This is a genomic window from Microbulbifer celer (assembly GCF_020991125.1).
In the GTDB taxonomy this organism is placed as follows: domain Bacteria; phylum Pseudomonadota; class Gammaproteobacteria; order Pseudomonadales; family Cellvibrionaceae; genus Microbulbifer; species Microbulbifer celer.
The window spans coordinates 3,747,230-3,770,845 of the sequence record NZ_CP087715.1; the positions used below are offsets into that span (position 1 = coordinate 3,747,230).

Consider the following 23,616-nt stretch of genomic DNA (forward strand, 5'->3'; position numbering starts at 1 on the left):
ATCCAGTTTTGTTTGAAATTATTCTGTTAGTGAGCACGGAGTGCTTCTTTGATGCGCAGGGTTTCATCCACACCGATCAGTCCATCGATTTTCAGTTCACCGGCAAATTCACCGACGATATAGCGTGTGAATGCACTGTAAATCTGCCGCGGCTTTTCGCCGCTGGTGTCCAGAAAGACCCAGTTCAAGGTGGCGAGACTGGTGTTTTCGTTCAGCTCAATCACATCCGTAACCGCACCCACAATCTGGCTTACGCCGAGTTTTTGATACAGTTTCAGCAGCTTTTCCACACGGCCGATAAAATAGCTCCGCGTCAGCTCGGATTTTTCACCACTGGAAAAGTAGTAATGCAGGGGAAAGCGATAGAAATCGGCGATCTGCGCCGCATCGCAGGCTTCGAACAGGCGCCGGTATTCGAGAAACAGTTTATTGATCTCTTCCAGGCGGGTCTTGTGCATGGTGGTTTCCTTCTAGTAAGCCTCCGAGCAGGTGCTGATGCCGGGTGCCTCCTTGTGAGACCTTCTGCGAGAGGGGCCGAAGGCGCCGTGAATACATGGAGCGGCCGGGCCACCTCGCAGAAGAGCCCCCATGGATGGGTTCACGGCGTGTCTCACGAGGAGGCACCCGGTAGCAGCACCGCCACCATTTCCTTTTTAATACTTTAAACCCAATCTTTATGGGGCAGGAAGTCCGAGTACAGACGCGCCTCCGGCGTTCCCGGTTCCGGCTGCCAATCGTATCGCCAGCGCACTTCCGGTGGCAGCGACATGAGGATGGATTCGGTGCGGCCACCGCTCTGCAGGCCGAACAGGGTGCCGCGGTCAAACACCAGATTGAACTCCACATAGCGGCCGCGACGGTACAACTGGAAATCCCGCTCGCGCTCGCCGTATGCCATGCCCTGGCGTTTTTTTACGATCGGCAGATAGGCATCCAGGTAACTGTCGCCCACCGCCTGCATGAAGGCGAAGGCATTGTCGAACCCGCCCTCGTTGAAATCGTCAAAAAACAGCCCGCCGACACCGCGCGCCTCGTCCCGGTGCTTGAGGTAGAAATATTCATCGCACCACTTTTTGAAGCGGGGATAGATATCGTCCCCGAAAGGCGAACAGGCATTCTTCGCGGTCTGGTGCCAGTGCACCACATCTTCCTCAAACCCGTAATACGGCGTGAGATCGTAACCACCGCCGAACCACCACACCGGCTCCGCGCCCGCCTTTTCCGCCACAAACAGACGTACATTGGCGTGGCTGGTGGGGATATACGGGTTCTCGGGGTGAATCACCAGGGATACGCCCATAGCCTCAAAGGAGCGGCCGGCCAGTTCCGGGCGCGCCGCGGTGGCGGACGGCGGCAACTGGTCGCCGTAAACGTGGGAGAAATTCACCCCGCCCTTTTCGATCACATTGCCGTTTTCCAGCACCCGGGTGCGGCCGCCGCCACCCCCTTCCCGATCCCAGGCATCTTCGACAAATTTAGTGCCATCAATGGCTGATACTTCGGCGCAAATGCGGTCCTGAAGCGTCAGCAGATAGTCTTTGACGGCCTGGATATTCACTTCGGTCATGGAAATCTCACGATCTGTTCTGGGCGGGTACCGGCAGTGCCGGATCGATCTTGCGGCGCGAGTCAGCCGGCGCGCAGCACGCGGCCGCTGGCGATATCGCGAATTTCACTGGGGGCGCTGCGGCCACCGGTGTTGCCACCACCGACAAAGTCCAGCGCGTCGCCAAAGTAGCGCAGCACCTGGAATTTGTGCCGCGCCGGCTGACAGCCGGCGGGATTGGCAGAGGTGGATACGATAGCACCGCCAAACGCGCGCGTTAACGCCGCGGTGAACGGGTGGTTGGTATGGCGCAGGGCCACGCTGTGGTGAATCCCGCTGACCCAGGGGGGGACCTGGTCAAAATGCGGCACCAGCCAGGTAACCGGGCCGGGCCAGGTGGCATCGACCCGGGCGCGCTGATCGCCGGTCAGGTTGCGCAGCAGGCCGCCAAAATGATCCACATCACCGGAAACCAGAATCAGGCCTTTCTCCAGCGGGCGGTTCTTCAGCCTCAGCAGGCGTTCCACCGCGTCCGGATTGAACGGGTCGCAGGCGAGCCCCCACACGGATTCCGTGGGGTGGGCAATCACGCCGCCGGCGGCGAGCGCGCGGGCCGCCTGGGCGATTTTAAGCTCAGCACCGAGCAGCGATGGGTGATGGTTATCAGACAAGGGGCGACACTCTATTTGAACTTGATTCAGTAGTTGGTTGGCCGGCTTATCCGGTTCCGGGAGCGCGGCAATTTAGCGAATAGTCTCTGCGCAGACAAGCAGGGCCCTTCGTCCCGCTGTGCTGCGGTTCACCACCGCGACGACTTAAACCCTGTACAGTGTGGCAGAAAGTCATGACTGACTTTCGGGCTTGTGGTTCAATTTTCGCGCTGAGCGCCTGAATGGCTCCCCCCCTCAAGGGGGTGGGTTTTCACCCCGTTGTAATCGAGTTGTTTCCGCATGTTTTTACTGTTCAACCGTTCCGGACTCGCGGGTCCGCTATATCTGCTGGGGATTATCGCCTCGGTATGGCTGTGCGCCCCGGTGCTGGAGCCCTGGCTGGTCTACGACCGCACCGCCATCGCGGGTGGCGAGATCTGGCGCCTGCTGAGCGGACACCTGACCCACACCAATCTGCATCACCTGTTGCTAAACAGCGCCGGGCTCGCGCTGTTGTGGATATTGCACGGTATGCATTACAAAATCCCGCGGTTTTTCTCGGCGGTGGCACTGATCGGCTTGGGTATCGGTATCGGCCTGTACCTGATCTCTCCCGATACCGATATCTATCTCGGACTGTCAGGGGTGCTGCACGGGCTGATCATCTGGGGTGGGATGCTGGATATTCGCGCCGGTATGCGTACCGGCTACCTGCTGGTGGCAGGTGGCTGGGGCAAGGTAATGTGGGAACAGTGGTTTGGCGCCAGCGGCGCCACCGCGCAGATGATTGATGCCGCGGTAGCGGTCGATGCACATCTACTGGGCGCCATGTTCGGCACCCTGCTGGGAATAATGAGCCTGATCCGCGCGCACCGGCACGCCGCAGCCCCCTTTTCATTGAATACCCACAGCCACGAGCCCGGCGACGGTGCATGACCGCCGCCATGGCCCATTTAGCCGGTTATTCGCCGTAGCTCACCCGGTAGATCACACCGGCCTGATCGTCTGACACCAGCAGCGCGCCGTCTGGCATCACCAGTATATCCACCGGCCGACCCCAGTTCTTCTCTCCCTGCAGCCAACCGTCGATAAACGGCTCGTAGGAAGTTGCCTCGCCTTTCTCGTTCAGAGTCACTTTGGTCACCCGATAGCCGATCTTGTTGGACCGGTTCCAGGAGCCGTGTTCGGCAATCAACACCTGGTTTTTATACGCTTGCGGGAATTGGTCACCGGTGTAGAACTTCACGCCCAGGGGCGCCACATGGGGGCCCAATTCCTGTACTGGCGGCACGTAATCGCTGCAACTTTTTCCCTCGCCAAACTCAGGATCGGAAATGTCATCGCCGTGGCAATAGGGGTAACCGAAATGCTTACCCGCTACCGGGGCGGTGTTCAGCTCGCAGGGCGGGATATCATCCCCCAGCATGTCGCGGCCATTGTCAGTGAACCAGAGAGCCTCGGTCTCCGGGTGCCAGGTAAAACCAACGGTATTGCGCACCCCCTCGGCCCAGGTCTCGGTCTTCACCACCTTGTCGCCCTCGATCTTGATGCGCTGGATATTGGCGAAGCCTTCCTCATCGCAGATATTGCACGGGGCGCCGACGGGCACATACAACCAGCCGTCGGGGCCAAAGGCGATGTACTTCCAGCCGTGGTGACGCTCGGTGGGGAACTGATCAGTGATCACCACCGGCTCCGGCGGGTTGTCCAGGCGGGATTCGATATCATCGAGGCGCAGGATCTTGCTGATCGCACTGATGTAGAGGTCGCCATCGCGGAAGGCTACACCAGTTGGAGAAGTGATGCCCTCGGCAATCACTTTCACCGAGTCCGCCTTGTGGTCACCGTCTTTATCGGTAATGGCGTAGACGTTGCCCGCGCGTATCGAGCCCACAAACAGGGTGCCGTTGTCACCGCGCGCCATGTGGCGCGCATTTTCGACACCGTCCGCGTAGACCTCAATCTTGAAGCCATCCGGCAGGTTCAGCTTGTCGAGATGGACTGCCGGCTTGTCTTGCCGGGGATTGTCTTCCGCCAGTGCCGGAACCGTGCACAAGGACGCTGCCACAGCGGCCACACCAAAAGTGAAAAGACGCAATCGCGATGCCATGGAGATTCTCCCTGAAAATAGTTACGTGTGACCGTAACGGCTTTTCCATTTTTCGGCCAGTGCCAGATGACGGTGCGGAGAAACTGACAACAGTTTTACTCGGCTGTGGCTAACGTATTCAGGGTTCTGGCACCGCTGCCTGTTAGCTGGTAGCCACCATTCCACTGTTCCACCAGGCCGTCCAGCTCCAGGTGCAATAATGCGGCCATCAGATCGCCGGTATCGCCGCCGGTATCCCGCGCGAGCTGTTCGATGCTGCGCGGATCGCCGCCGAGTGCGCGGATAATGGCGCGCTGTTCCGCGGGCAGCGACACCTCGGCCGCTTCCACAGTGTCATCGAACAATCCCGGCTGCTGTGCCATTGCCGACAGCATGCCACCCAGGTGCTCGACAATATCCGCGCTAGTTTCCACCAACGTGGCGCCGTCGCGAATCATGCGGTGGCAGCCGCGAGCAAGCGGGTTGTGGATAGAGCCCGGAATCGCAAACACCTCGCGGTTCTGCTCCAGCGCCAGGCGTGCGGTAATCAGCGAGCCGGAACGCACCGCCGCTTCCACCAGTAGTACGCCGAGACTCAGGCCGGAAATGATGCGGTTGCGACGGGGAAAGTTGCCCGCCTCGGGGGCGGAGGCCAGGGGCATCTCGCTGACAACTGCGCCGTCGTTGGCGAGGATGTCCTCCGCCAGCTTGATATTGCGACGCGGATACAGGCGATCGACCCCGGTACCGAGCACGGCAATGGTTTTTCCCGCACGTTCCCCTCCACATCTCAGCGCCCCCTGATGGGCGGCGCCATCCACACCCAATGCCAGCCCGGAGGTAATCGCAAAGCCGGCAGCCGAGAGATCGGCGGAAAACGCCAGCGCGTTGTCCAGGCCCGCGCGACTGGCCCGCCGGGCGCCGACGACGGCCACCTGGGGCAACGACAAACACGCGGGATTGCCGCGCACATACAGCACCGGCGGCGGGTTGCGGATCTCTTTCAGCAGCGTGGGATATTCGGGGCTCTCGCAGTGCAGCAGCGCAGTACCCTGTTCATGACAGCGCGCCCGTTCGGCCTGCGCCCACTGGCCCAATTCGCTGTCGTCGGCATTGTGCTGAAATTCCGCCAGCTGCGCGCGGGCGCGATCGGGCAGTTTGCGCGAGAAATTGGGTGGGAGTTGCTGCAGCGCGGCTTCGGCACTGCCGAAGCGCTCGATTAATTGCCAGTAGCTGCCAACCCCGAGCCCTTCCAGGCGCAGCAGGGCGAGTGAGGCGAACAACGCATCCATGCGTTTTACCTGTATCTGTTTGGTGAGGGAGTATTTCAGTGTTCAGTGCCGCGAGCGGACTTCATGCCACCCGCGACGCCCATGCGAGCATTTAACCAATCAGGGGTTGCGCACCAGGTCCATGACTTCCAACGGCTTATCCGCTTCCAGCACCAGGCCCAGGCTCATTTTCTCGAAGCTGCGGAACACCATCAGCAGGCCGGCGCGCTCGTCCGGCAGCTTGACGTTCTGGCGCGCGATGCGATCGCGCACGGTGGCACCGCGCTTGTAAATGGCCAGTACGCTGCCGGCATCCAGGCCTTCGCGCAAGCCGCGGTTGATGGCAACCACGTCGTATTTGGCAATCTGGGTTACCCCTTCCTCCACACCCAGGATCACACCATCTACGGGGACCGCCGGCGCCGAGGGCTGGAACAGGGCGGCAATGGAACGCTCTTCCACCGGCAGCAGGCGATCCTCGAGACGGATATCGCGGCTGGTGCGGGTGACGTCCAGGGTGGCCACGGCGAATTCGCGGTTACCGCTGTCCGGGTCGAGTTGACGCAGATCCACGGAGCCCACATCCAGGGCCTGCTGGCCCAAATCTTCACCGGTGTAGGGATCGGCATACACCGGGCCCGGGCGATAGAGGCCGTAGGAGGCGAGCGGTTCGCGGAAGTCGCCGCGAGCGTAGATTTTTTCGCCGGCGCCCATCAGGATGCGCTGGTCTTCGCCGGAGATCACGTAGGGTACACCCTCAAACGCATGGGGTCCGACGATACGGGTGCGGGACAGGAAGGCGTTGATGGCATCCAGCGGAATCGCGGGGATGGCGCTGTCGATGGGCTCGCGGCGCACGGCGGGGCCGAGGCGGTTGTTGCTGGTGGGGCTCAGCTTGTAGGCGGTGGGCGCCCGCTCGAGCTCGAGGCGCGGCTGACCGTCCACGTACACCAGGTTCAGGCGGTCGCCGGGATAAATCAGGTGGGGGTTTTCGACCTGAGGGTTCACCTGCCAGATTTCCGGCCAGTACCAGGGCTGGGTGAGGAAGCGCCCGGAGATATCCCACAGGGTGTCACCTTTTTCCACCACGTAGGTGTCCGGGTGGTCGGGCTTCAGGCGCGCGTCTTGCGCCTGCAGGCCAAAGGTCGCCAGCAGGGTTGCGGCGGCGGCCAGGATTATTTTTTTCATGGAAGCATTCCTATGCTTTATGTCGCCAGCGCTATCGCTGAACCTTTATATCGCTATAATCACACAGCGCTGCACCGGAGTCGGCAGATGCCGCCGGTGGAGGGAACGAATTTTACGCCAACTGGCACGATGGCCACTGTGCGAAAATCGCTTCCCGAGCAGCAAATTTCAAGCGCGATCATTATGTTATCAGCGCAAGTTCCACTAAGACTAGAAGTTTGTCACAGGTGTTATGGCCAAACTGGAAATCCTAGAATTCCCCGATCCCCGTCTGCGCAAGGTGGCGGAGCCAGTCTCTGAAGTGACGGATACGCACCGTGCACTGATCGACGATATGTTCGAGACGATGTATGAGGCGCCGGGCGTGGGCCTGGCGGCGACGCAGGTCAATTTTCACGAGCGCATTGTGGTAATCGATGTGTCGGAAGATCAGAGCGAGCCGCTGGTGATGGTCAATCCGGAAGTTGAGGTGCTGGATCCTGAGATCCACAAGTACGATGAGGGCTGTCTGTCGGTGCCGGGCTTTTACGAGACGGTACAGCGTCCGCGCAAGATCCGCCTGAAGGCGCTGGATCGCGAGGGCGAAGCCTATGCGCTGGAGGCCGAGGGTCTGCTGGCGGTGTGTATCCAGCACGAGATCGACCATCTCGATGGCAAGCTGTTTGTGGATTATATCTCGCCGCTCAAGCGCAACCGCATTCGCTCGAAGCTTGAGAAGGCTCACCGCCAGAAAGCTTGACCCCTCAAGGTCGGCGCCTTGAAGCCGGTCCTTTGGCGGCAGGGCACCGGGGCGTTGCTTTCAGAACCGCTGTGTATACATCCCTGTACGCTGCGGCGGCGACGTCCCTGTCGCCGACGCTTCTGAAAGCAACGCCCCGGCACCCTGCCTTCGCATCCTAGTTTTGGGCTTCGTTATCGAGCCCGCTCCTTCTTTTCTGAAAGTATTTTCATGAGTCTGAACATCATCTTCGCCGGCACGCCCGACTTTGCCGCCGTCCACCTGCAAACCCTGCTCGACAGTGAACACAACGTGATCGCGGTCTACAGCCAGCCCGACCGCCCCGCCGGGCGCGGCAAGAAACTGCTGGCGAGTCCCGTGAAACAGCTGGCACTGGAACACGATATCCCGGTATATCAGCCACTTTCCCTGCGCGACGAAGCCGCGCAGCAGGACCTGGCGGCGCTGAACGCAGACCTGATGGTGGTGGTGGCCTACGGCCTGATTCTGCCGCAGGTGGTACTGGATACGCCGCGGCTCGGTTGTGTGAATGTGCATGCCTCTTTATTGCCGCGCTGGCGCGGGGCGGCGCCGATTCAGCGGGCGGTGGAGGCCGGCGATGCGGAGAGTGGCGTGGCGATCATGCAGATGGAGGCGGGGCTGGATACTGGCCCTGTGCTGGTGGAGGCGCGCACGCCGATCGCCGGCAATGAGACCGGCGGCAGTCTGCACGACAAGCTGGCGCAACTGGGCGGTCCGGCATTGCTGGAGGCACTCGCGCAACTGGAAGGCGGCACCGCTAATCCACAGGTACAGGACGATATGCTGGCGAACTACGCCGGCAAGATCAGCAAGGAAGAGGCGCGTATTGACTGGACGCAGCCGGCGGCAGAGCTCGAGCGCCAGGTGCGGGCGTTCAATCCATTTCCGGTGTGCTGGACGGAGTACCGGGACGGCAAAGGCAAGCCCCAGCGTCTGCGGGTCTATGGCGCGAGGCTGGAACAGGGCTGTCACAATGACCAACCCGGCACCATTCTGTCCACCGACGATGAGGGCATCCTGGTGACCTGTGGCCGCGAGGCGCTGCGCCTGACACAACTACAATTGCCGGGTAAGAAATCCCTGCCGGTGGCGGAAATCCTCAAGGGCTACCGCGACCTGTTCCGTGCCGGTATTCAGCTGGGGCAAATCGATGAATGATCCAAGAGCGCTGGCCGCACGCGTGATTGCGCGCCTCCAGGATGATCGCGGCTCCCTGCAGCGGCTGTTGCCATGGGCAGAAAAGCAGCTGGGGGACGATGAGACCAGTAGCGCTACAGGTGGAAAGAATCGCGCCCTGCTGCGCGAGCTGTGTTACGGCACCGCGCGCTTCGCGCCGCGGCTGGAACTGATCCTGGCCAAGCTGTCGCGCAAGCCGGTCAAGGACGACGAACTGGCGGCACTGATGCTGGTGGGGCTATACCAGCTGGAATACACCCGCATCCCCGATCACGCCGCCATCGCCGCCACCGTAGAGGCCGCACGCGCGTTGAAACTCGGCCACGCCACCGGGGTGGTCAATGGTGTGCTGCGCAACGCCCTACGCAATAAGGAAGCACTCACTCGCAAGCTCTCCGGCAATCCCCAGTTCAGCTCCGCCCACCCGGCGTGGCTGCAACAGGCGATCAAGGACGCCTGGGGCAGCGAAGCGCGTACCATCTTCACCGCCAACAACGAAAACCCGCCCATGACCCTGCGGGTCAACACCGGCAAAATCAGCCGCGACGACTATCTCGAACAGCTGCAAGACGCCGGTATCCCGGGTGAGGCCTGCGAACTCTCAGCCGCCGGCATCGTGCTCCAAAACGCCGTCGCCGTCGCCCGCCTGCCCGGGTTTGAAGACGGCCACGTCAGCGTCCAGGACCAGTCCGCGCAACTCGCCGCGCCACTGCTGGATCCACAACCGGGCGACAAAATCCTCGACGCCTGCGCCGCCCCCGGTGGCAAGACCTGTCACCTGCTGGAACTGCAACCGGACCTCAATCTCACCGCCCTCGACATCGAAGAAGAGCGCCTCGACCGCGTGATCGAAAACCTCGAGCGCATCGGTGCCGGCGCCGAACTCATCTGCGCCGATGCCGCAGAACCCGAACACTGGTGGGACGGCGAACAGTATGACCGCATCCTGCTGGACGCCCCCTGCTCCGCCACCGGCGTCATCCGCCGCCACCCGGACATCAAGCTGCTGCGCCGTCCCGAAGACATCCCCGAACTGGCCGAATTGCAGGGCCGCATATTGCGCGCCATGTGGCGCCTGTTGAAACCCGGCGGCACCCTGCTTTACGCAACCTGCTCCATACTGCCGGAAGAAAACAGCGCGCAGGTGGCGCGCTTCGTTGCGGAGACCGGGGATGCGCGCGACAATACGCCGGAATTGTTCAACGACCTGCCTTGGGGGTTACCACAGGAAGCGGGCATACAGCTGCTTCCCGGGATTCATACCGGTGACGGGTTTTATTACGCGAAGCTGGAAAAAACCCGAGAGGCATGAATCGATGGGGTGGTGGATGCGCTAACGCTGATCCCCCTAGGGGTGCTTTCAGCATGTTCCAGCCACACCAGCAAAAATCGAAGGGCGGGTGCCGGGTAAAGGTTTTCGAAAGCGTCGGCAACAGGGACGTTGCCGACGCAGCGTACAGGGAAGTATTAACAGCGGTTTCGAAAACCTTTACCCGGTGCCCGGCCGCCACCGCTGTAGATTAAAAATCTGTGGTGGTGACGAAGTAATAAGGCCAGATAACCAAGGCCCATTAAGCCAACTATGAAAATCATTATTCTCGGCGCCGGCCAGGTCGGCGGTTCTCTGGCGGAAAGCCTGGCCTCGGAACGCAACGACATCATTCTGATCGACAACGACGAGAAAACCCTGCGCGAACTGGGCGACCGGATCGACATCGGCGTCGTCCACGGTCACGCCTCCCACCCCGACGTACTCCAGGAAGCCGGCATCGAAGACGCCGACATCGTCGTCGCCGTCACCAACAACGACGAAACCAACATGGCCGCGTGCCAGATCGCCCACTCGCTGTTTCGCGTCACCACCAAAATCGCCCGCGTCCGCGCCGCCGCCTACCTGCAATACCCCGAACTGTTCTCCACCGAATCGATCCCCATCGACGTCCTCATCAGCCCCGAACAGATCGTCTCCGAATACATCGCCCGCCTGATTGAACACCCCGGCGCCCTGCAGGTACTCGACTTCGCCGATGGCCGCGTCCAGCTGGTCGCCGTGCGCGCCGTACAGGGCGGCCCTCTGGTCGGCCACCAACTGCGCTACCTGCGCGAACACATGCCCAAAGTCGACACTCGCGTCGCCGCCATTTATCGCCGCAACAGCCCCATTATTCCCCAGGGCTCCACCGTGATCGAAGCCGGCGACGAAGTCTTCTTTATTGCCGCCCGGCAGGACATCCGCGCCGTCATGAGCGAACTGCGCCGGCTGGAACAGGGCTACAAACGCATCACCATCGCCGGCGGCGGCAACATCGGCCTGCGCCTCGCCAGCCGGCTGGAAAACCGCTACACCGTCAAAGTGATCGAACAGAACCACGACCGCTGCATCTTCCTCTCGGAAGAACTGAGCAACAGCATCGTGCTGCACGGCAGCGCCTCGGATCAGGACCTGCTGCTGGAGGAAAACATCGAAGACACCGATGTATTCCTCGCGCTGACCAACGACGACGAAGCCAACATCATGGCCTCGCTCCTGGCCAAACGCCTCGGCACCCGCAAGGTCATGACCCTGATCAACAACCCCGCCTACGTCGACCTGGTGCAGGGGGGTGAAATCGACATTGCCATTTCCCCCCAGCAGAACACCATTGGCAGCCTACTCACCCATGTGCGCCGCGGAGACATGGTCAATGTACACTCCCTGCGCCGCGGTGCTGCCGAGGCCATCGAGGTCATCGCGCACGGCGATAACCGCACTTCCAAAGTGGTGGGTAAAAAAATCGAAGATATCGACCTGCCAGAAGGCGCATCGATCGGTGCCATTGTTCGCGAAAGCGACGGCACCAGCCAGGTACTGATCGCCCATGACGACATCGTGGTGGAAACCGATGACCACGTCATCGTATTTCTCGTCGACCGCCGCCACACCCGCCACGTGGAACAGCTGTTCCAGGTCGGCTTCAGTTTCTTCTGAGGGCGGTAATTACAGATGCGACCGGCAGTCATAGCGCGTGTTTTCGGTATTTTACTGACAGTGTTCAGCCTTACCCTGTTACCTCCCATCGGGGTTTCCCTGTGGTATGACGACGGCACCCATATCGCATTCAGCGTGGCGTTCGGCATCACCATTCTCACCGGGCTGTTTATGTGGCTGCCGGTGCATGACCTGAAACAAGACCTGCGCACCCGCGACGGCTTTGTGGTGACCTCCCTTTTCTGGCTGATTCTGGGCAGTTTCGGTGCCCTGCCGCTGATTATCTCCACCCAGCCCAACCTGAGCGTGGTGGACGCGATTTTCGAATCCATCTCCGGACTCACCACCACCGGCGCTACCACCATCACCGGCCTAGACACCCTGCCGCCCGCCATTCTTTATTACCGTCAGCAACTGCAATGGTTCGGGGGCATCGGTGTGATTGTCATCGCACTGGCGATCCTGCCCATGCTGGGGATCGGGGGCATGCAGCTGTACAAGGCAGAAATTCCGGGACCAGTGAAAGACACCAAGCTGACACCACGGATTGCGGAAACCGCGCGTGCGCTGTTCGTGATTTACATCATTCTTACCGTGTTGTGCGGTATCGGTTACTGGTGGGCCGGAATGACGGTATTTGATGCGGTCGGTCACGCATTTTCCACCGTCGCCAACGGCGGCTTTTCCACCCACGATGCCAGCATGGGGTTCTATGCCCACAATCATGCGATCATGGCGATCGCGATTATTTTCATGCTCACTGCAGGCATCAACTTCGGCCTGCACTTTTTCGCTTTCAGTAACAGAACCCTGAAGCACTACTGGAAGGATTCCGAGTTCCGTTTCTATATATGGGTGACGGTAGTCGCCTGTTTTATTATCGTCGGCTATCTGTGGGCGACCGGGACCTACAACATGCAGGACAGTCTGCTGCACGGCATCTTCCAGGTCGTATCCATCGGTACTACCGCTGGCTTTGGCTCCGAAAGCTTCGCCGTCTGGCCGGCTTTCCTGCCTTACGTCCTGTTACTGGTGGGCATCATGGGCGCCTGTGCCGGCTCTACGTCTGGTGGGATCAAGGCGGTGCGGGTGATGCTGATCATGAAATCCGGCTTGCGGGAACTGAACCGATTGGTGCACCCCAATGCGGTGGTGCCGATCAAGGTGAACCGCAAGATCGTCCCCGACCGGGTGACCGATGCGGTGTGGGGCTTTTTTGCGGTTTATATCCTGTCGTTTTTCGTGCTCACCATCGCGGTAATGGCCACTGGCGAAAATTTTGTTACCTCCTTCTCCACCGTGGCGTCCTGCCTGAGTAATATCGGTCCGGCGCTGGGGGACGCGGCATCCCACTATGCCAGCGTCAATGAGTTCGCCAAGTGTTTTCTGATTCTTGCGATGCTGATGGGGCGCCTGGAAATTTTCACACTACTGGTGCTGCTGACGCCCGCGTTCTGGCGACATTGAAACGGCTACTCAAATGTGTTTTTTCTTTTTTGCAGAACATGAAGGTAACGCGGAGCAAAACGAATCAACACCGCCACCTCCAATAGCAGCCCGATAAATGTCATCGCCCCCACGGTACGCTCGAATATAAATCGCGCGCCGGATGTGGATGGCAGCCAGAGATATCTCGCCTCATCGGCAAACCCCAGCCCCAACACGATATATGCAGTCACTGATGCAAACAGCTGCAGCCACATTGCCCGGATACCGAATGGGCGTTTCAGCCACAGTAGCACGACCGGAACCACACTCGCCTGCAGCAGGCAGCGCACGCCGAGAACAATTCCATACAACAGTCCCAGGGTATCCAGATACCACAGCAGCGGGATCATGCTGAGTACGAAGATCCGATCCGCCAGTGGATCGAGAATCATGCCAAAGCGGCTTTGCCAGTGATAACGTCGCGCCAGCCATCCGTCCGCATAATCACTCAGTGCCACCACGATATACAGGCTCAGCGCCAACCCGTCGTACTGGTGCAGGGAAAGATAGACGATAGGCGGAATCAAAAGGAGGCGCAGAAACGACAGCGCGTTAGGAATCTGGCGCCAACGGCTGGCCGAAGCCTGGCTCATGAATACTCCCGGGGATCTTCCACTGAAGTACCAAGTATCGGCAATGGAAAGTCATTCGGCAAAACCCGGATGGCATTGGCGCCGGGAACAACGGCGGTAGCGGTCAGTTCCTGCGGTAAATCCCGGTCTTGCCCTCCGGCGCGCGGCGAAATCGCTTGTACTCCCACTGATACTGTTCCGGCGCTTCGGCAATGCAGGCCTCCACACCGCGATTGAGGGCCGCCAGCGATACCTTTGCCTCATCGCTGTAGATCGCCTGTTCCGCCGGCAACAATACCAACTCATACCCATCGGGTACCCGTTTGCCGAAGCCGAATACCACCTTGCAGCCGGTGCGCTGAATCAGATTGAATCCCAGGGTCATGGTCAGGGTCGGATGACCAAAAAACGGCGCGAACTCACCGCCGGAGGCCTCCGGTTCCTGGTCCGGCAGCACACCGACAATTCCACCGCCCTTCAGGGCTTTAAGCAGCGCGCGCACACCGCGCACATTGGTAGGCACCAGCTGGGCACCGGTGGATTCGCGACCGGCGCGGATCACCGGGTCCAACGCGGCAATTTTGGGTGGTGCGTACAGGCTGGTGGTGGGGCCGACCGTGGCCAGGTACTGGCCGAAAATCTCCCAGTTGCCGATATGTGGCGCCAGTACCAGCACGCCGTGGCCTTCTTTAACCCCCTCGGTGAGCAGCTGCTGGTTGCGTACCCGCACGATGCTGTCTTCCGCGTGGCTCCAGGGCTGGCGCCACAGACTGGCCACCTCGAATCCGGTCATGGCGGTATTCACCACGCTCTCGCGGGCGAGCTTCTCCCGCTCTTTTGGATCCATTGCGGGGAAGCAGTGCGCCAGATTGATACGGCTGACCCGCAGGCTCTCGCCACGCAGACATACAGCGCTGTAACCCACCAGACCACCCAGGCGGCGCGACCAGCGCAGCGGCAGACGGCCGATCAGCCTCAGCGCACCTGCAGATAAGTACCCTTTGATATCCAACCTGTTACATCCTTATTCTCGGGACTAGATTCGCCCCGCTTCTTTCAATCTCTTGCACAATCTCTTGCATTCATTGGGCTTACAGGGACGCCGGAGCCCCCGCCAATGTCTTCGATGCGGGTAAATTCTCAAAGTATGGCCGTTTTGAGGCCATCATTTCTCCCCACGCTGTTTAGTGCACCACCGCGGGCGGCTATAATTGCGCCCCTTGTATTTTCACCCAGCTGAAACCGGAGATTGTGGTGTCCGAGCAACAAACCAGCCGTTCTGCCCCGGCGCAGGACCTGAGCACCTTTCAGGGATTGATTTTCACCCTGCAGGAATACTGGGCGCGCCAGGGGTGCGTCATTCTACAGCCTCTGGATATGGAAGTGGGCGCCGGCACCTTTCACCCGGCCACCTTCCTGCGCGCCATCGGCCCGGAAACCTGGAACGCCGCCTATGTGCAGCCCTGCCGCCGCCCCACCGACGGCCGCTATGGTGAAAACCCCAACCGCCTGCAGCACTACTATCAGTACCAGGTGGTGATGAAGCCGTCCCCGAGCAACATTCAGGACCTCTACCTGGACAGCCTGCGCGCCCTAGGGATCGATCCCGGCGTGCACGATATCCGCTTCGTGGAAGACAACTGGGAATCCCCCACCCTGGGCGCCTGGGGTCTCGGCTGGGAAGTATGGCTGAACGGCATGGAGGTGACCCAGTTCACCTACTTCCAGCAGGTGGGCGGCCTCGAATGCTACCCGGTGACCGGAGAAATCACCTACGGCATCGAGCGCATTGCCATGTACCTGCAGGGCGTTGAATCCATCTACGACCTGGTGTGGACCCGCAACCCGGACGGCACCCCGGTGACCTACGGCGACGTGTTCCACCAGAACGAAGTGGAGATGTCCCACTACAACTTTGAACACGCGGACGTGGAATTCCTGTTCGCGACCTTCGATCACTGCGAGCGCGACAGTCAGCGCCTGATCGAACTGGGTTTGCCGCTGCCGGCCTACGAACAGGTGATGAAAGCCTCTCACGCTTTCAACCTGCTGGACGCGCGCCACGCGATTTCCGTCACCGAGCGCCAGCGCTACATCCTGCGGGTACGCACCCTCGCCCGCGCCGTCGCCCAGGCCTATTTTGACGCGCGTCACGCTCTCGGCTTCCCGATGGCGACAGAAGAGGCCCGCAATGCCGTGCTCGTGCAACTGGAACAGTCCGCGGCCAAGGCAAAACCAGCGAAGAAGGAGAAGAAGTAATGGCTCAGGATTTTCTGGTTGAGCTGGGCACCGAAGAGCTGCCCCCCAAAGCCCTGCAGACACTGATGCAGGCCTTCGCCGACGGCATCGAACAGGGTCTGAAAGATGCCGAACTGGCTTACGGTGAAATCAAAGCCTATGCCAGTCCCCGCCGCCTGGCGGTTGCAGTCAGCGAGCTGGCAGAGCAGCAGCAGGACAAACAGATCGAGAAACACGGCCCGGCCGTGGCCGCCGCTTTCGATAAAGACGGAAAGCCCACCAAAGCCGCGGAAGGTTTTGCCCGCGGTGCCGGTGTCAGCGTCGACGAGCTGGCGCGGGTGGATACCCCCAAGGGCGAACGCCTGGCCTTTATCAGCGAGCAGAAAGGGGAGGCCACAAAAAATCTACTCGGCGATATTGTCAGTCAGTCCCTGGCCAGATTGCCGATTCCCAAACGCATGCGCTGGGGCGCCAAGCGCGAAGAATTTGTGCGTCCGGTGCACTGGCTGCTGATGCTGTTCGGCAATGACACTGTGGAAGCGGAAGTACTGGGCCTGACCGCCGGCAACAGCACCCGCGGCCATCGTTTCCACTGCAACCGCGAACTGACCGTCTCCTCTGCCAATGACTATGTGCAGCAACTGCGCGACCCCGGTTACGTGGTGGCAGATTTTGCCGAGCGCCGCGAAATGATCCGCGAACAGGTCGCCGCGGAAGCCAATAACGTCAACGGTGAAGCCGTCATCGACGACGACCTGCTGGACGAAGTCACCGCCCTGGTAGAGTGGCCGGCCGCCCTCACCGGCCGTTTTGAAAAACGCTTCCTGGACGTGCCCGCGGAAGCGTTGATCTCGTCGATGAAGGAGCATCAGAAATATTTCCACGTGGTGGACGAAGACGGCAACCTGATGCCGTTTTTCATTACCGTATCCAACATTGAAAGCACCGACGCCAAGCAGGTGATTGAAGGCAACGAGCGGGTCATCCGCCCGCGCCTGTCGGACGCGGCGTTCTTTTTCGAAACCGACAAGAAAACCTCGCTGGAGGCCCGTCGGGAAAAACTCAAGTCGGTGGTCTTTCAGCGGAAACTCGGCACCGTCTACGACAAAACCGAACGCCTGGCAAAACTCGCCGCCGCCATCGCTGAAAAAACCGCGGGCGACTCCGCACTGGCGCAGCGCGCCGCGCAACTGTGTAAATCCGATCTTGTCACCGAGATGGTGTTCGAATTTGCCGATCTGCAGGGTATCGCCGGCTACTACTACGCAGAAAACGACGGCGAGCCGCTAGACGTGGCCAAGTCCATGTACGAGCAGTACATGCCCAAGTTTGCCGGTGATGAATTACCCGCGAGCGAAACCGGGACCATCATCGCCCTCGCCGACCGTATCGATACGCTGGTCGGTATTTTCGGTATCGGCCAGCCACCCAGTGGTTCCCGCGACCCCTTTGCACTGCGCCGTGCCAGCCTGGGGGTACTGCGACTCCTGGTGGAAAAAAATATCGACCTGGACCTGCGCGAACTTCTCACCCAGGCCCGCGATGGCTACCCGCGCACCGCGCTGGCGGAGTACGACAATGTAGTGGACCAGACCCTGGCGTATATGATCGAGCGCTTCCGCGCCCGTTACGAAGATGCCGGCATCAAGGCGGAAGTCTTCCTCGCGGTTTCCGCGCGCAAGCTGTCCCGCCCACTGGATATCGACAACCGGGTTCAGGCGGTGCACTCGTTCAGTCAGCTGCCGGAGGCGGAAGCGCTGGCGGCTGCCAACAAGCGCGTGTCCAACATTCTCGCCAAGCTCGACGGGCCGGTGCCCAATGAAGTGGACGAGGCGCTGTTGCAGGAAGATGCAGAAAAAGCACTGTATGCCGCGGTCAAAGACGCCGCAGAAGCAGTGGCGCCGCTGTATCGCGAAGCGCGCTTTGAAGAAGGCCTTGCCGGACTCTCCGGCCTGCGGGAAACCGTAGACAACTTCTTCGACGGCGTGATGGTGATGGCGGACGATGAGCAGTTGCGCAACAATCGCCTGGCATTGCTGGCGCAGTTGCGCGGCCTGTTCCTGGAAGCGGCAGATATTTCCCTGCTGGCGCCCGCCAAGTAATAATTGAGCATAGAGCGCCATGGCCATCATCATTCTCGACCGCGACGGTGTGATCAACGAACAACCCGGCGATCACGTTACCAGTGTTGATGAATGGACGCCCATTCCGGGCAGTATTGAAGCCATGGCGCGGCTCGGCCAGGCCGGTTTTCAACTGGCCATCGCCACCAACCAGAACGGCCTTTCCCTGGGGCTGTTCGATCTCGACGATCTCGAAGCCATGCACGCAAAACTGCGCGCACTGGTGGAAGATGCCGGCGGTGAAGTCGCGGGCATTTTCTACTGCCCCCACAGTGAGGCGGACAACTGCCGCTGTCGCAAGCCCGGTACCGGCCTGCTGGATGTGATCGAAGCGGAATTCGATACCAGCCTGCACGACTGTTATTTCGTCGGTGACCAACGCAGGGATTTGCAGTGTGCGGTGGCCAAAGGTTGTAAGCCGGTTTTGGTCAAGTCCGGGCGGGGTGAAGAAACCCTGTTATCCCTGATGCAGGATCCAGACCCGAGTTTGATTGATACCGCCGTATTCGATGACCTGGCCCAGTTTGCCGACTTCGCAATCCACAAAGCCTGATCAAATCACTGCCCACCCCAAACTGGTACGATAGAACCACTTATATCGAGAATTCCACGCGGTTTTTTGCGACAGTTTTGTGAAGCTGTTGTGAAATAATCTCTTTCTAAAAACATTTTTCCGCCACCCCGTTGCCTCAACGTTTTGCTTTCCGTAGAAACAAAGCTGAAGGATCAGAAGTCGCCACTTTTTCACGGATAAGAAAAACCTGTTGGACGACTCGGATCAGAGGTTGATGGAACGACCCGGTAAATGGATTTTCGGCGATTTGGCTGTAATACCCTCAGAGCACAAAACCGCCTGCCAGCCCTGCTCGTTCCGTCATGGATCTCTTCCGCACACCGAACGGAACCACCTGCTACCCCTTGCCAAAAGCATTCCCGGTACAGGTATTTTTTTAGTTACGGATAATCAGTAACGGGGCAAAAGCATTCATGAAGAATCTACGTTTTCTGCCGGGGAGCCTTGCCGGTTTTCTCGGCGGTGTTCTTTCCGGGTTTTTATTTTTCACACCGGTGTTGGCGGATACAGCTGATGTGCCCATTGCGCCGAACATCGACAAACGTAAAACTTATATTGTGCAGCTGGCGGGCCAGCCGCTCGCTTCTTACGATGGTTCTATTCAGGGACTCTCTGCGACCAAACCTAAAAAAAGTGGCAAGCTGGATCGCACCAGTAACTCCGCTAAAAAATACGCGGCTTTCCTGAAGCAGCGCAGGGAGGACACCCTGCAGCGTATTCCCGGCGCAAATAAAGTACATGACTATGAAGTAGCGTTTAACGGTTTTGCCGCGAAGATGTCCGCGAAGCAGGCGGAGCTTCTTCGCGGCCAACAAGACGTTGTCGCGGTCTGGGAAGATGAACTGTTGCAGCCACACACAGATTCCACCTACCACTATCTCGGGCTGGATAATATTCCCGGCCCTTGGCTATTAGGCGCAACCGGTGAAGATGTGGTCATCGGTATCATTGATTCCGGTATTCATCCCGAGCACCCGAGCCTCGAAGATACCCGAACCCCCAAACGCGGCAATCGCGGCCGACCAATTCTTTACGACGCACCGCCAGCATCCTTCACCGGTACTGGCTGCGAATTTGGTAACACTGCTGTCAATCCGAATGATCTCCCGTTTGACTGCAACAACAAGCTGATCAAAGCCGAGGCGTTCGGCAGCAGTTTCCTGTCCTACAACGAACTCGCCGATTACGAATTTCTTTCCGCACGGGATGCCGATGGCCACGGTACCCATACCGCGACCACTGCCGCGGGTAATTACGGGGTTGAAGGCACACGCAATGGCGAAGCCACCGGTACCCTGAGTGGTGTGGCCCCACGGGCACGGGTTGCGGTATACAAAGTCTGTTGGGATGCCGCCATCGCCGACAACAGTGGCTGTTACTCGTCGGACTCCATGGCAGCGATCGATCAGGCAGTGGCCGATGGTGTCGATGTGATCAACTTTTCTGTCGGTGGCTCGAGCACCAGTTTTGATGGTCCCGATGACATCGCATTTCTCAATGCAGCGGATGCCGGGGTGATGGTTGCCGTTTCCGCCGGCAACTCCGGTCCGGCCAATGAAACCATCGGCACCCCTTCCGGTGTGCCCTGGGTCACCTCAGTCGGCGCCACCGAAGACAATCAGAGCTTCGGAACCGGCCTGGAAGTAGGCTCACCTTCCGAGCTGGCCGGTATTGTTGAGGGGTTGCAGGGATCCGGCCCGGTGCAACTGGCAGACACCGGCACCATTGCAACAGCTGTGGTGGCCGCTGAACCGCTGGACGCCTGCGCCCCGCTGACAAATGCGGCGGCAATGGACGGCAAGATTGCGCTGGTGATTCGCGGCGCCTGTGCGTTTACCGACAAATACAATCAGGCCGCCGCTGCAGGTGCCCGCGCCATTGTGGTGTTTAACGACGGCACCGCAGCGGACCGCATTGATCCCATTACCATGGCCGCGGATGACACCACGATTCCGGGGATTATGATCCGCCATCCGGATGGCGCCGCACTGTTGGCGGCTTCTGATGTTTCCGGCACCCTGAGCCCGGAAATTCAGGTCTCCCGCGACAATCGTATCGCCGGGTTTTCCTCCCGCGGTGCCAATGCCGGCGCACCGGATATCATCAAGCCGGATATTGTCGGCCCCGGCGCGGGCATCGTCGCCGGTATTTCGCCGGTGGGCAACGGGGAAATTTACGGGGCCCTCAGCGGCACCTCCATGTCGAGCCCGCATATCGCCGGCATCATGGCACTGCTGAAACAGGTTTACCCCGAATGGAGCCCGGCTATGGCGCGCTCGGCAATGATGACCACCGCACGCCAGAACCTTAAAAAATCCTTCGGTGAAACGCCAGCGGATCCATTCGATATCGGTGCCGGCATGGTGCAGCCGGCAAACGCCTTCTTCCCCGGACTGGTGTACGACGCTGGGGCGCTGGATTACTACGCGTTCCTGTGTGGTGCAGAGAAGCAGCCTCAACTGGTTCCCGCTGCGCAATGCGCGGCTCTGGAAGAGGCGGGATACTCCCTCGACTCTTCCGACCTCAACCTGCCATCCATCGGCGTGGCCGAACTGCTCAGCACGCAAACCGTTACCCGGCGGGTGACCAGTGTGGAAAAAGGCACCCGCTGGTACTGGGCGGAAGTGGAGGCACCGCCGGGTATTCGGGTCGAAGTTTCCCCCCGCATCCTGCGGCTGAAACAGGGTGAGACGGCAACCTACGAGGTCACATTCACCGCGACGGAGGATGCCGTACTGAACCAGTGGGTCTTCGGCGCGATCAGCTGGTCGCAGGGTTTCCGCAAGGTGCGCAGCCCCATTGCCGTGCGACCGGTACCGATCGCTGCGCCCGCCGAAGTCACCGCAACTGGTACCTCGGGCAGTGTGCAGATTCCGCTGGCGTTTGGTTATAGCGGCAGCTATGCAGCAACCATCAGCGGTCTTGCGCCGGCGGTCACTTTCCCCGGCACACTCGCCGATGGTGAAGCCGGTCTGCTGTTCTTCGAGGTTCCTGAGGGCACCCAGATAAGTCGCGTCGCGCTGTTCGATGCCGATGTGGGTGACGGCAGCGGTAGCGACGATCTCGATCTGCAACTACTGGGGCCAGAAAGTGCCGGGTTCCCGCTGGTGGACACCAGTGGGAACCCCGGTTCCGATGAACAGATCGATATGCTCAACCCGGTCCCGGGCGTTTACGCGGTGTTTGTAGTGGACTATGCCTCCGCACCGGGCGCCACACCCTATACCCTGTTCAACTTCAACCTTCAGGGGGATAGCGGCAACGCGCTGCTCGATGGTCCCTCCACTGTGTCCTCTGGGAGTGAGGGCGACCTGCACCTGGAATGGGGCGGGCTTCCCGCTGGCACCCGCGCGCTGGGGATCGTCCACCACAGCGACAGTGCGCAGCAGCTGGACACGACTGAGGTCATGATCAACACCCAGTAGACACACTCTACGCCGCACTTTATGAGCCCACCGGCGATGCCGGTGGGCTTTTTTTGTGCCGGTTTGTTTGTACGGGTCTGTTCCGGGCTTGCCAAATTCTACTATGTAGTACACAGTATATACTGTGTATTGCACAGTATGGAGCAGAGCGTGACCCTGACACCGGATAGATTGAACAAGCTGACCATGGAGATGCGTCGCGGGGTGTTGATCCTGGCGGTACTGCGCGCGCTGAACACCCCGCACTACGGCTATTCCCTGCGTCGCGAACTTTCGGATATCGGTCTCGATATGGATGAGGGCACCCTCTATCCCCTCCTGCGACGCCTGGAGGATCAGGGGCTGTTGCACAGCCACTGGCAGGTTCACGACGGACGAAAACGGCGTTTTTATCAGATCGCCAGTGACGGCGAGTCGGCGCTCGAGGTCATGAGTGGTGAATGGCACAAGCTCAATCGCGCAATCGAACAACTGGGAGAAACCGTGTGATGGAATTGATACAACGGTATGTAGACAACGTAAAAAACTATCTCCACTCTCTACCCGCCGCAAAGCGTGAAGACATCGGAAACGAATTGCTGGCAGACCTCCAGGATGCCCGCGATGAACTCGAACAAACCCTGGGCCATGCGCCGAATGAAAGCGAAGTCGCCGCACTGTTGAAACGGCGCGGACACCCGATGCAGGTGGCAGCGGGCTATCACCCCCGCCGCACCCTGGTGAGCGATGCACTGTTTCCACTCTATGTTCAGGTGCTCAAGTGGGTTCTGTTGGTCATCGCGGTGGTCAACGGCGCCGTAGCGGTATTGGGGCTGGTGAATCACCCGGACCCGCAATTTATCGCTGCGGCCATCGGTTGGTTAACCGGCACCTTCAATGGCGGAATTCACGGTTTCGCCTGGGTCACCCTCGGGTTTTATCTCGCCGGCGAGGGCATGTCGTTCGGGGATGTATTCGGTAAATGGGATCCCCGCCGTCTGCCCGGAATTACCGACTCCGGGCAGCGAATCGGTGCCTTCGACAGTCTGGTGGAGTTGGTGGTGACACTGCTGGCACTGGCGTGGTTGAACGACGCATTTCCCGCTGTAACGCAGTCGGACGCGGGCAATGGCTTCTCTCTGGTGCTGAGCACATACTTGCAGGCAATGTTGCCGTGGTTGAATCTGGCGCTGGCCGCCAGCGTACTGATGGCGCTGGACAAGCTCTTCTTCCCCTACTGGACCCGCAGCAAATTGATCGTAGACGGATTGATCAACGCGATATGGCTGCTACTGTGCGCATGGCTATTTACCCTGCCCGCCTCGCTGGGTATCCACTGGGGTGATGCCGGTGTCTATTGGGAAATGTCCACAGGCCACTGGCGCGGAGTGATCGCAATCATTTTCCTGATCACTGCCTGGGACCTGATACGCAACCTGCAACGGCTGTGGACAAGCCGCACCCGACGCCTGGTTAACGCCTGATCCACAGCGCCAGGAGAAGCGTGGGCCAGATCATATCCACGGTTACCCCGCTTCTACCGCTGTCTATAGTTGGGGTCAGTCCACG

General features: G+C 59.9%; 20 protein-coding genes. 12 read left to right on the plus strand and 8 right to left on the minus strand.

Annotation, left to right across the window (positions count from 1 at the left end):
• Positions 1-26 precede the first annotated feature (26 nt).
• From LPW13_RS15600 to LPW13_RS15610, 3 genes are all read right to left on the minus strand, one after another.
• A complete protein-coding gene (locus tag LPW13_RS15600) occupies positions 27-458 on the minus strand; it encodes a hypothetical protein (protein WP_230436817.1) in 432 nt (143 codons plus the stop codon).
• Between the two features lie 203 nt (positions 459-661).
• Positions 662-1,567: an oxygen-dependent coproporphyrinogen oxidase gene (hemF, locus tag LPW13_RS15605; RefSeq protein ID WP_230436819.1), complete on the minus strand. Its 906-nt coding sequence runs from the start codon at positions 1,565-1,567 to the stop codon at positions 662-664.
• Between the two features lie 62 nt (positions 1,568-1,629).
• A complete protein-coding gene (locus LPW13_RS15610) occupies positions 1,630-2,217 on the minus strand; it encodes an L-threonylcarbamoyladenylate synthase (RefSeq protein WP_230436821.1) in 588 nt (195 codons plus the stop codon).
• Positions 2,218-2,496: 279 nt separating this feature from the next.
• Between LPW13_RS15610 and rrtA the strand changes: the two genes are divergently transcribed.
• Positions 2,497-3,132 carry a rhombosortase gene (gene rrtA, locus LPW13_RS15615; RefSeq protein ID WP_230436822.1) on the plus strand — a complete coding sequence of 212 codons (636 nt, stop codon included), beginning with the start codon at positions 2,497-2,499 and terminating at the stop codon, positions 3,130-3,132.
• A gap of 25 nt (positions 3,133-3,157) precedes the next feature.
• Here the strand turns inward: rrtA and LPW13_RS15620 are convergent, their stop codons facing one another.
• The 3 genes from LPW13_RS15620 to LPW13_RS15630 all read right to left on the minus strand — a co-directional run bounded on the left by LPW13_RS15620 (position 3,158) and on the right by LPW13_RS15630 (position 6,744).
• Positions 3,158-4,306, minus strand: coding sequence for a PQQ-dependent sugar dehydrogenase (locus tag LPW13_RS15620; protein WP_230436824.1), 1,149 nt, complete (start codon positions 4,304-4,306; stop codon positions 3,158-3,160).
• Between the two features lie 95 nt (positions 4,307-4,401).
• On the minus strand, positions 4,402-5,577 hold the full coding sequence (gene dprA / locus LPW13_RS15625; RefSeq protein WP_230436826.1) for a DNA-processing protein DprA: 1,176 nt from the start codon (positions 5,575-5,577) through the stop codon (positions 4,402-4,404).
• A gap of 99 nt (positions 5,578-5,676) precedes the next feature.
• A complete protein-coding gene (locus tag LPW13_RS15630) occupies positions 5,677-6,744 on the minus strand; it encodes a LysM peptidoglycan-binding domain-containing protein (RefSeq protein WP_230436828.1) in 1,068 nt (355 codons plus the stop codon).
• A gap of 232 nt (positions 6,745-6,976) precedes the next feature.
• Between LPW13_RS15630 and def the strand changes: the two genes are divergently transcribed.
• From def to LPW13_RS15655, 5 genes are all read left to right on the plus strand, one after another.
• Positions 6,977-7,483 (plus strand): peptide deformylase, encoded by a 507-nt coding sequence (def, locus tag LPW13_RS15635; RefSeq protein WP_230436830.1) that lies wholly within the window; start codon positions 6,977-6,979, stop codon positions 7,481-7,483.
• A 210-nt stretch (positions 7,484-7,693) separates the two neighbouring features.
• Positions 7,694-8,662, plus strand: a complete 969-nt coding sequence (fmt, locus tag LPW13_RS15640; protein WP_230436831.1) for a methionyl-tRNA formyltransferase — start codon at positions 7,694-7,696, stop codon at positions 8,660-8,662.
• Positions 8,655-9,992, plus strand: a complete 1,338-nt coding sequence (rsmB, locus tag LPW13_RS15645) for a 16S rRNA (cytosine(967)-C(5))-methyltransferase RsmB (protein ID WP_230436833.1) — start codon at positions 8,655-8,657, stop codon at positions 9,990-9,992. Before fmt ends, rsmB begins: the two co-directional genes overlap by 8 nt.
• Before the next feature lie 270 nt (positions 9,993-10,262).
• Positions 10,263-11,648 carry a Trk system potassium transporter TrkA gene (gene trkA / locus LPW13_RS15650; protein WP_230436835.1) on the plus strand — a complete coding sequence of 462 codons (1,386 nt, stop codon included), beginning with the start codon at positions 10,263-10,265 and terminating at the stop codon, positions 11,646-11,648.
• 15 nt (positions 11,649-11,663) lie between these two features.
• Positions 11,664-13,115, plus strand: a complete 1,452-nt coding sequence (locus tag LPW13_RS15655; RefSeq protein WP_230436837.1) for a TrkH family potassium uptake protein — start codon at positions 11,664-11,666, stop codon at positions 13,113-13,115.
• A 5-nt stretch (positions 13,116-13,120) separates the two neighbouring features.
• Here LPW13_RS15655 and LPW13_RS15660 read toward each other — a convergent pair whose 3' ends face one another.
• On the minus strand, positions 13,121-13,729 hold the full coding sequence (locus tag LPW13_RS15660) for a CDP-alcohol phosphatidyltransferase family protein (RefSeq protein ID WP_230436839.1): 609 nt from the start codon (positions 13,727-13,729) through the stop codon (positions 13,121-13,123).
• 103 nt (positions 13,730-13,832) lie between these two features.
• A complete protein-coding gene (locus tag LPW13_RS15665) occupies positions 13,833-14,720 on the minus strand; it encodes a lysophospholipid acyltransferase family protein (protein WP_230436840.1) in 888 nt (295 codons plus the stop codon).
• A gap of 242 nt (positions 14,721-14,962) precedes the next feature.
• Between LPW13_RS15665 and glyQ the strand changes: the two genes are divergently transcribed.
• The 6 genes from glyQ to LPW13_RS15695 all read left to right on the plus strand — a co-directional run bounded on the left by glyQ (position 14,963) and on the right by LPW13_RS15695 (position 23,531).
• A complete protein-coding gene (gene glyQ, locus LPW13_RS15670; RefSeq protein ID WP_230436842.1) occupies positions 14,963-15,967 on the plus strand; it encodes a glycine--tRNA ligase subunit alpha in 1,005 nt (334 codons plus the stop codon).
• Positions 15,967-18,048: a glycine--tRNA ligase subunit beta gene (gene glyS / locus LPW13_RS15675; RefSeq protein ID WP_230436844.1), complete on the plus strand. Its 2,082-nt coding sequence runs from the start codon at positions 15,967-15,969 to the stop codon at positions 18,046-18,048. Before glyQ ends, glyS begins: the two co-directional genes overlap by 1 nt.
• 19 nt (positions 18,049-18,067) lie before the next feature.
• Positions 18,068-18,622: a D-glycero-beta-D-manno-heptose 1,7-bisphosphate 7-phosphatase gene (gene gmhB / locus LPW13_RS15680; protein WP_230436846.1), complete on the plus strand. Its 555-nt coding sequence runs from the start codon at positions 18,068-18,070 to the stop codon at positions 18,620-18,622.
• A 434-nt stretch (positions 18,623-19,056) separates the two neighbouring features.
• A complete protein-coding gene (locus tag LPW13_RS15685; RefSeq protein ID WP_230436848.1) occupies positions 19,057-22,068 on the plus strand; it encodes a S8 family serine peptidase in 3,012 nt (1,003 codons plus the stop codon).
• A 150-nt stretch (positions 22,069-22,218) separates the two neighbouring features.
• A complete protein-coding gene (locus LPW13_RS15690) occupies positions 22,219-22,557 on the plus strand; it encodes a PadR family transcriptional regulator (RefSeq protein ID WP_230436850.1) in 339 nt (112 codons plus the stop codon).
• The gene (locus LPW13_RS15695; RefSeq protein WP_230436851.1) at positions 22,557-23,531 is read left to right on the plus strand and encodes a hypothetical protein; all 975 of its coding nucleotides are present in this window, start codon (positions 22,557-22,559) and stop codon (positions 23,529-23,531) included. Before LPW13_RS15690 ends, LPW13_RS15695 begins: the two co-directional genes overlap by 1 nt.
• The last annotated feature ends 85 nt before the right edge of the window (positions 23,532-23,616 follow it).

Excerpts from the sequence above, each read along its gene's own strand:
- glyS (WP_230436844.1), top strand. The coding sequence starts at position 15,967 with ATGGCTCAGGATTTTCTGGTTGAGCTGGGCACCGAAGAGCTGCCCCCC.
- LPW13_RS15600 (WP_230436817.1), bottom strand. The coding sequence starts at position 458 with ATGCACAAGACCCGCCTGGAAGAGATCAATAAACTGTTTCTCGAATAC.
- rrtA (WP_230436822.1), top strand. The coding sequence starts at position 2,497 with ATGTTTTTACTGTTCAACCGTTCCGGACTCGCGGGTCCGCTATATCTG.
- fmt (WP_230436831.1), top strand. The coding sequence starts at position 7,694 with ATGAGTCTGAACATCATCTTCGCCGGCACGCCCGACTTTGCCGCCGTC.
- gmhB (WP_230436846.1), top strand. The coding sequence starts at position 18,068 with ATGGCCATCATCATTCTCGACCGCGACGGTGTGATCAACGAACAACCC.
- LPW13_RS15655 (WP_230436837.1), top strand. The coding sequence starts at position 11,664 with ATGCGACCGGCAGTCATAGCGCGTGTTTTCGGTATTTTACTGACAGTG.
- rsmB (WP_230436833.1), top strand. The coding sequence starts at position 8,655 with ATGAATGATCCAAGAGCGCTGGCCGCACGCGTGATTGCGCGCCTCCAG.
- LPW13_RS15695 (WP_230436851.1), top strand. The coding sequence starts at position 22,557 with ATGGAATTGATACAACGGTATGTAGACAACGTAAAAAACTATCTCCAC.
- hemF (WP_230436819.1), bottom strand. The coding sequence starts at position 1,567 with ATGACCGAAGTGAATATCCAGGCCGTCAAAGACTATCTGCTGACGCTT.
- trkA (WP_230436835.1), top strand. The coding sequence starts at position 10,263 with ATGAAAATCATTATTCTCGGCGCCGGCCAGGTCGGCGGTTCTCTGGCG.
- LPW13_RS15630 (WP_230436828.1), bottom strand. The coding sequence starts at position 6,744 with ATGAAAAAAATAATCCTGGCCGCCGCCGCAACCCTGCTGGCGACCTTT.
- LPW13_RS15660 (WP_230436839.1), bottom strand. The coding sequence starts at position 13,729 with ATGAGCCAGGCTTCGGCCAGCCGTTGGCGCCAGATTCCTAACGCGCTG.
- LPW13_RS15685 (WP_230436848.1), top strand. The coding sequence starts at position 19,057 with ATGAAGAATCTACGTTTTCTGCCGGGGAGCCTTGCCGGTTTTCTCGGC.
- LPW13_RS15620 (WP_230436824.1), bottom strand. The coding sequence starts at position 4,306 with ATGGCATCGCGATTGCGTCTTTTCACTTTTGGTGTGGCCGCTGTGGCA.
- dprA (WP_230436826.1), bottom strand. The coding sequence starts at position 5,577 with ATGGATGCGTTGTTCGCCTCACTCGCCCTGCTGCGCCTGGAAGGGCTC.
- def (WP_230436830.1), top strand. The coding sequence starts at position 6,977 with ATGGCCAAACTGGAAATCCTAGAATTCCCCGATCCCCGTCTGCGCAAG.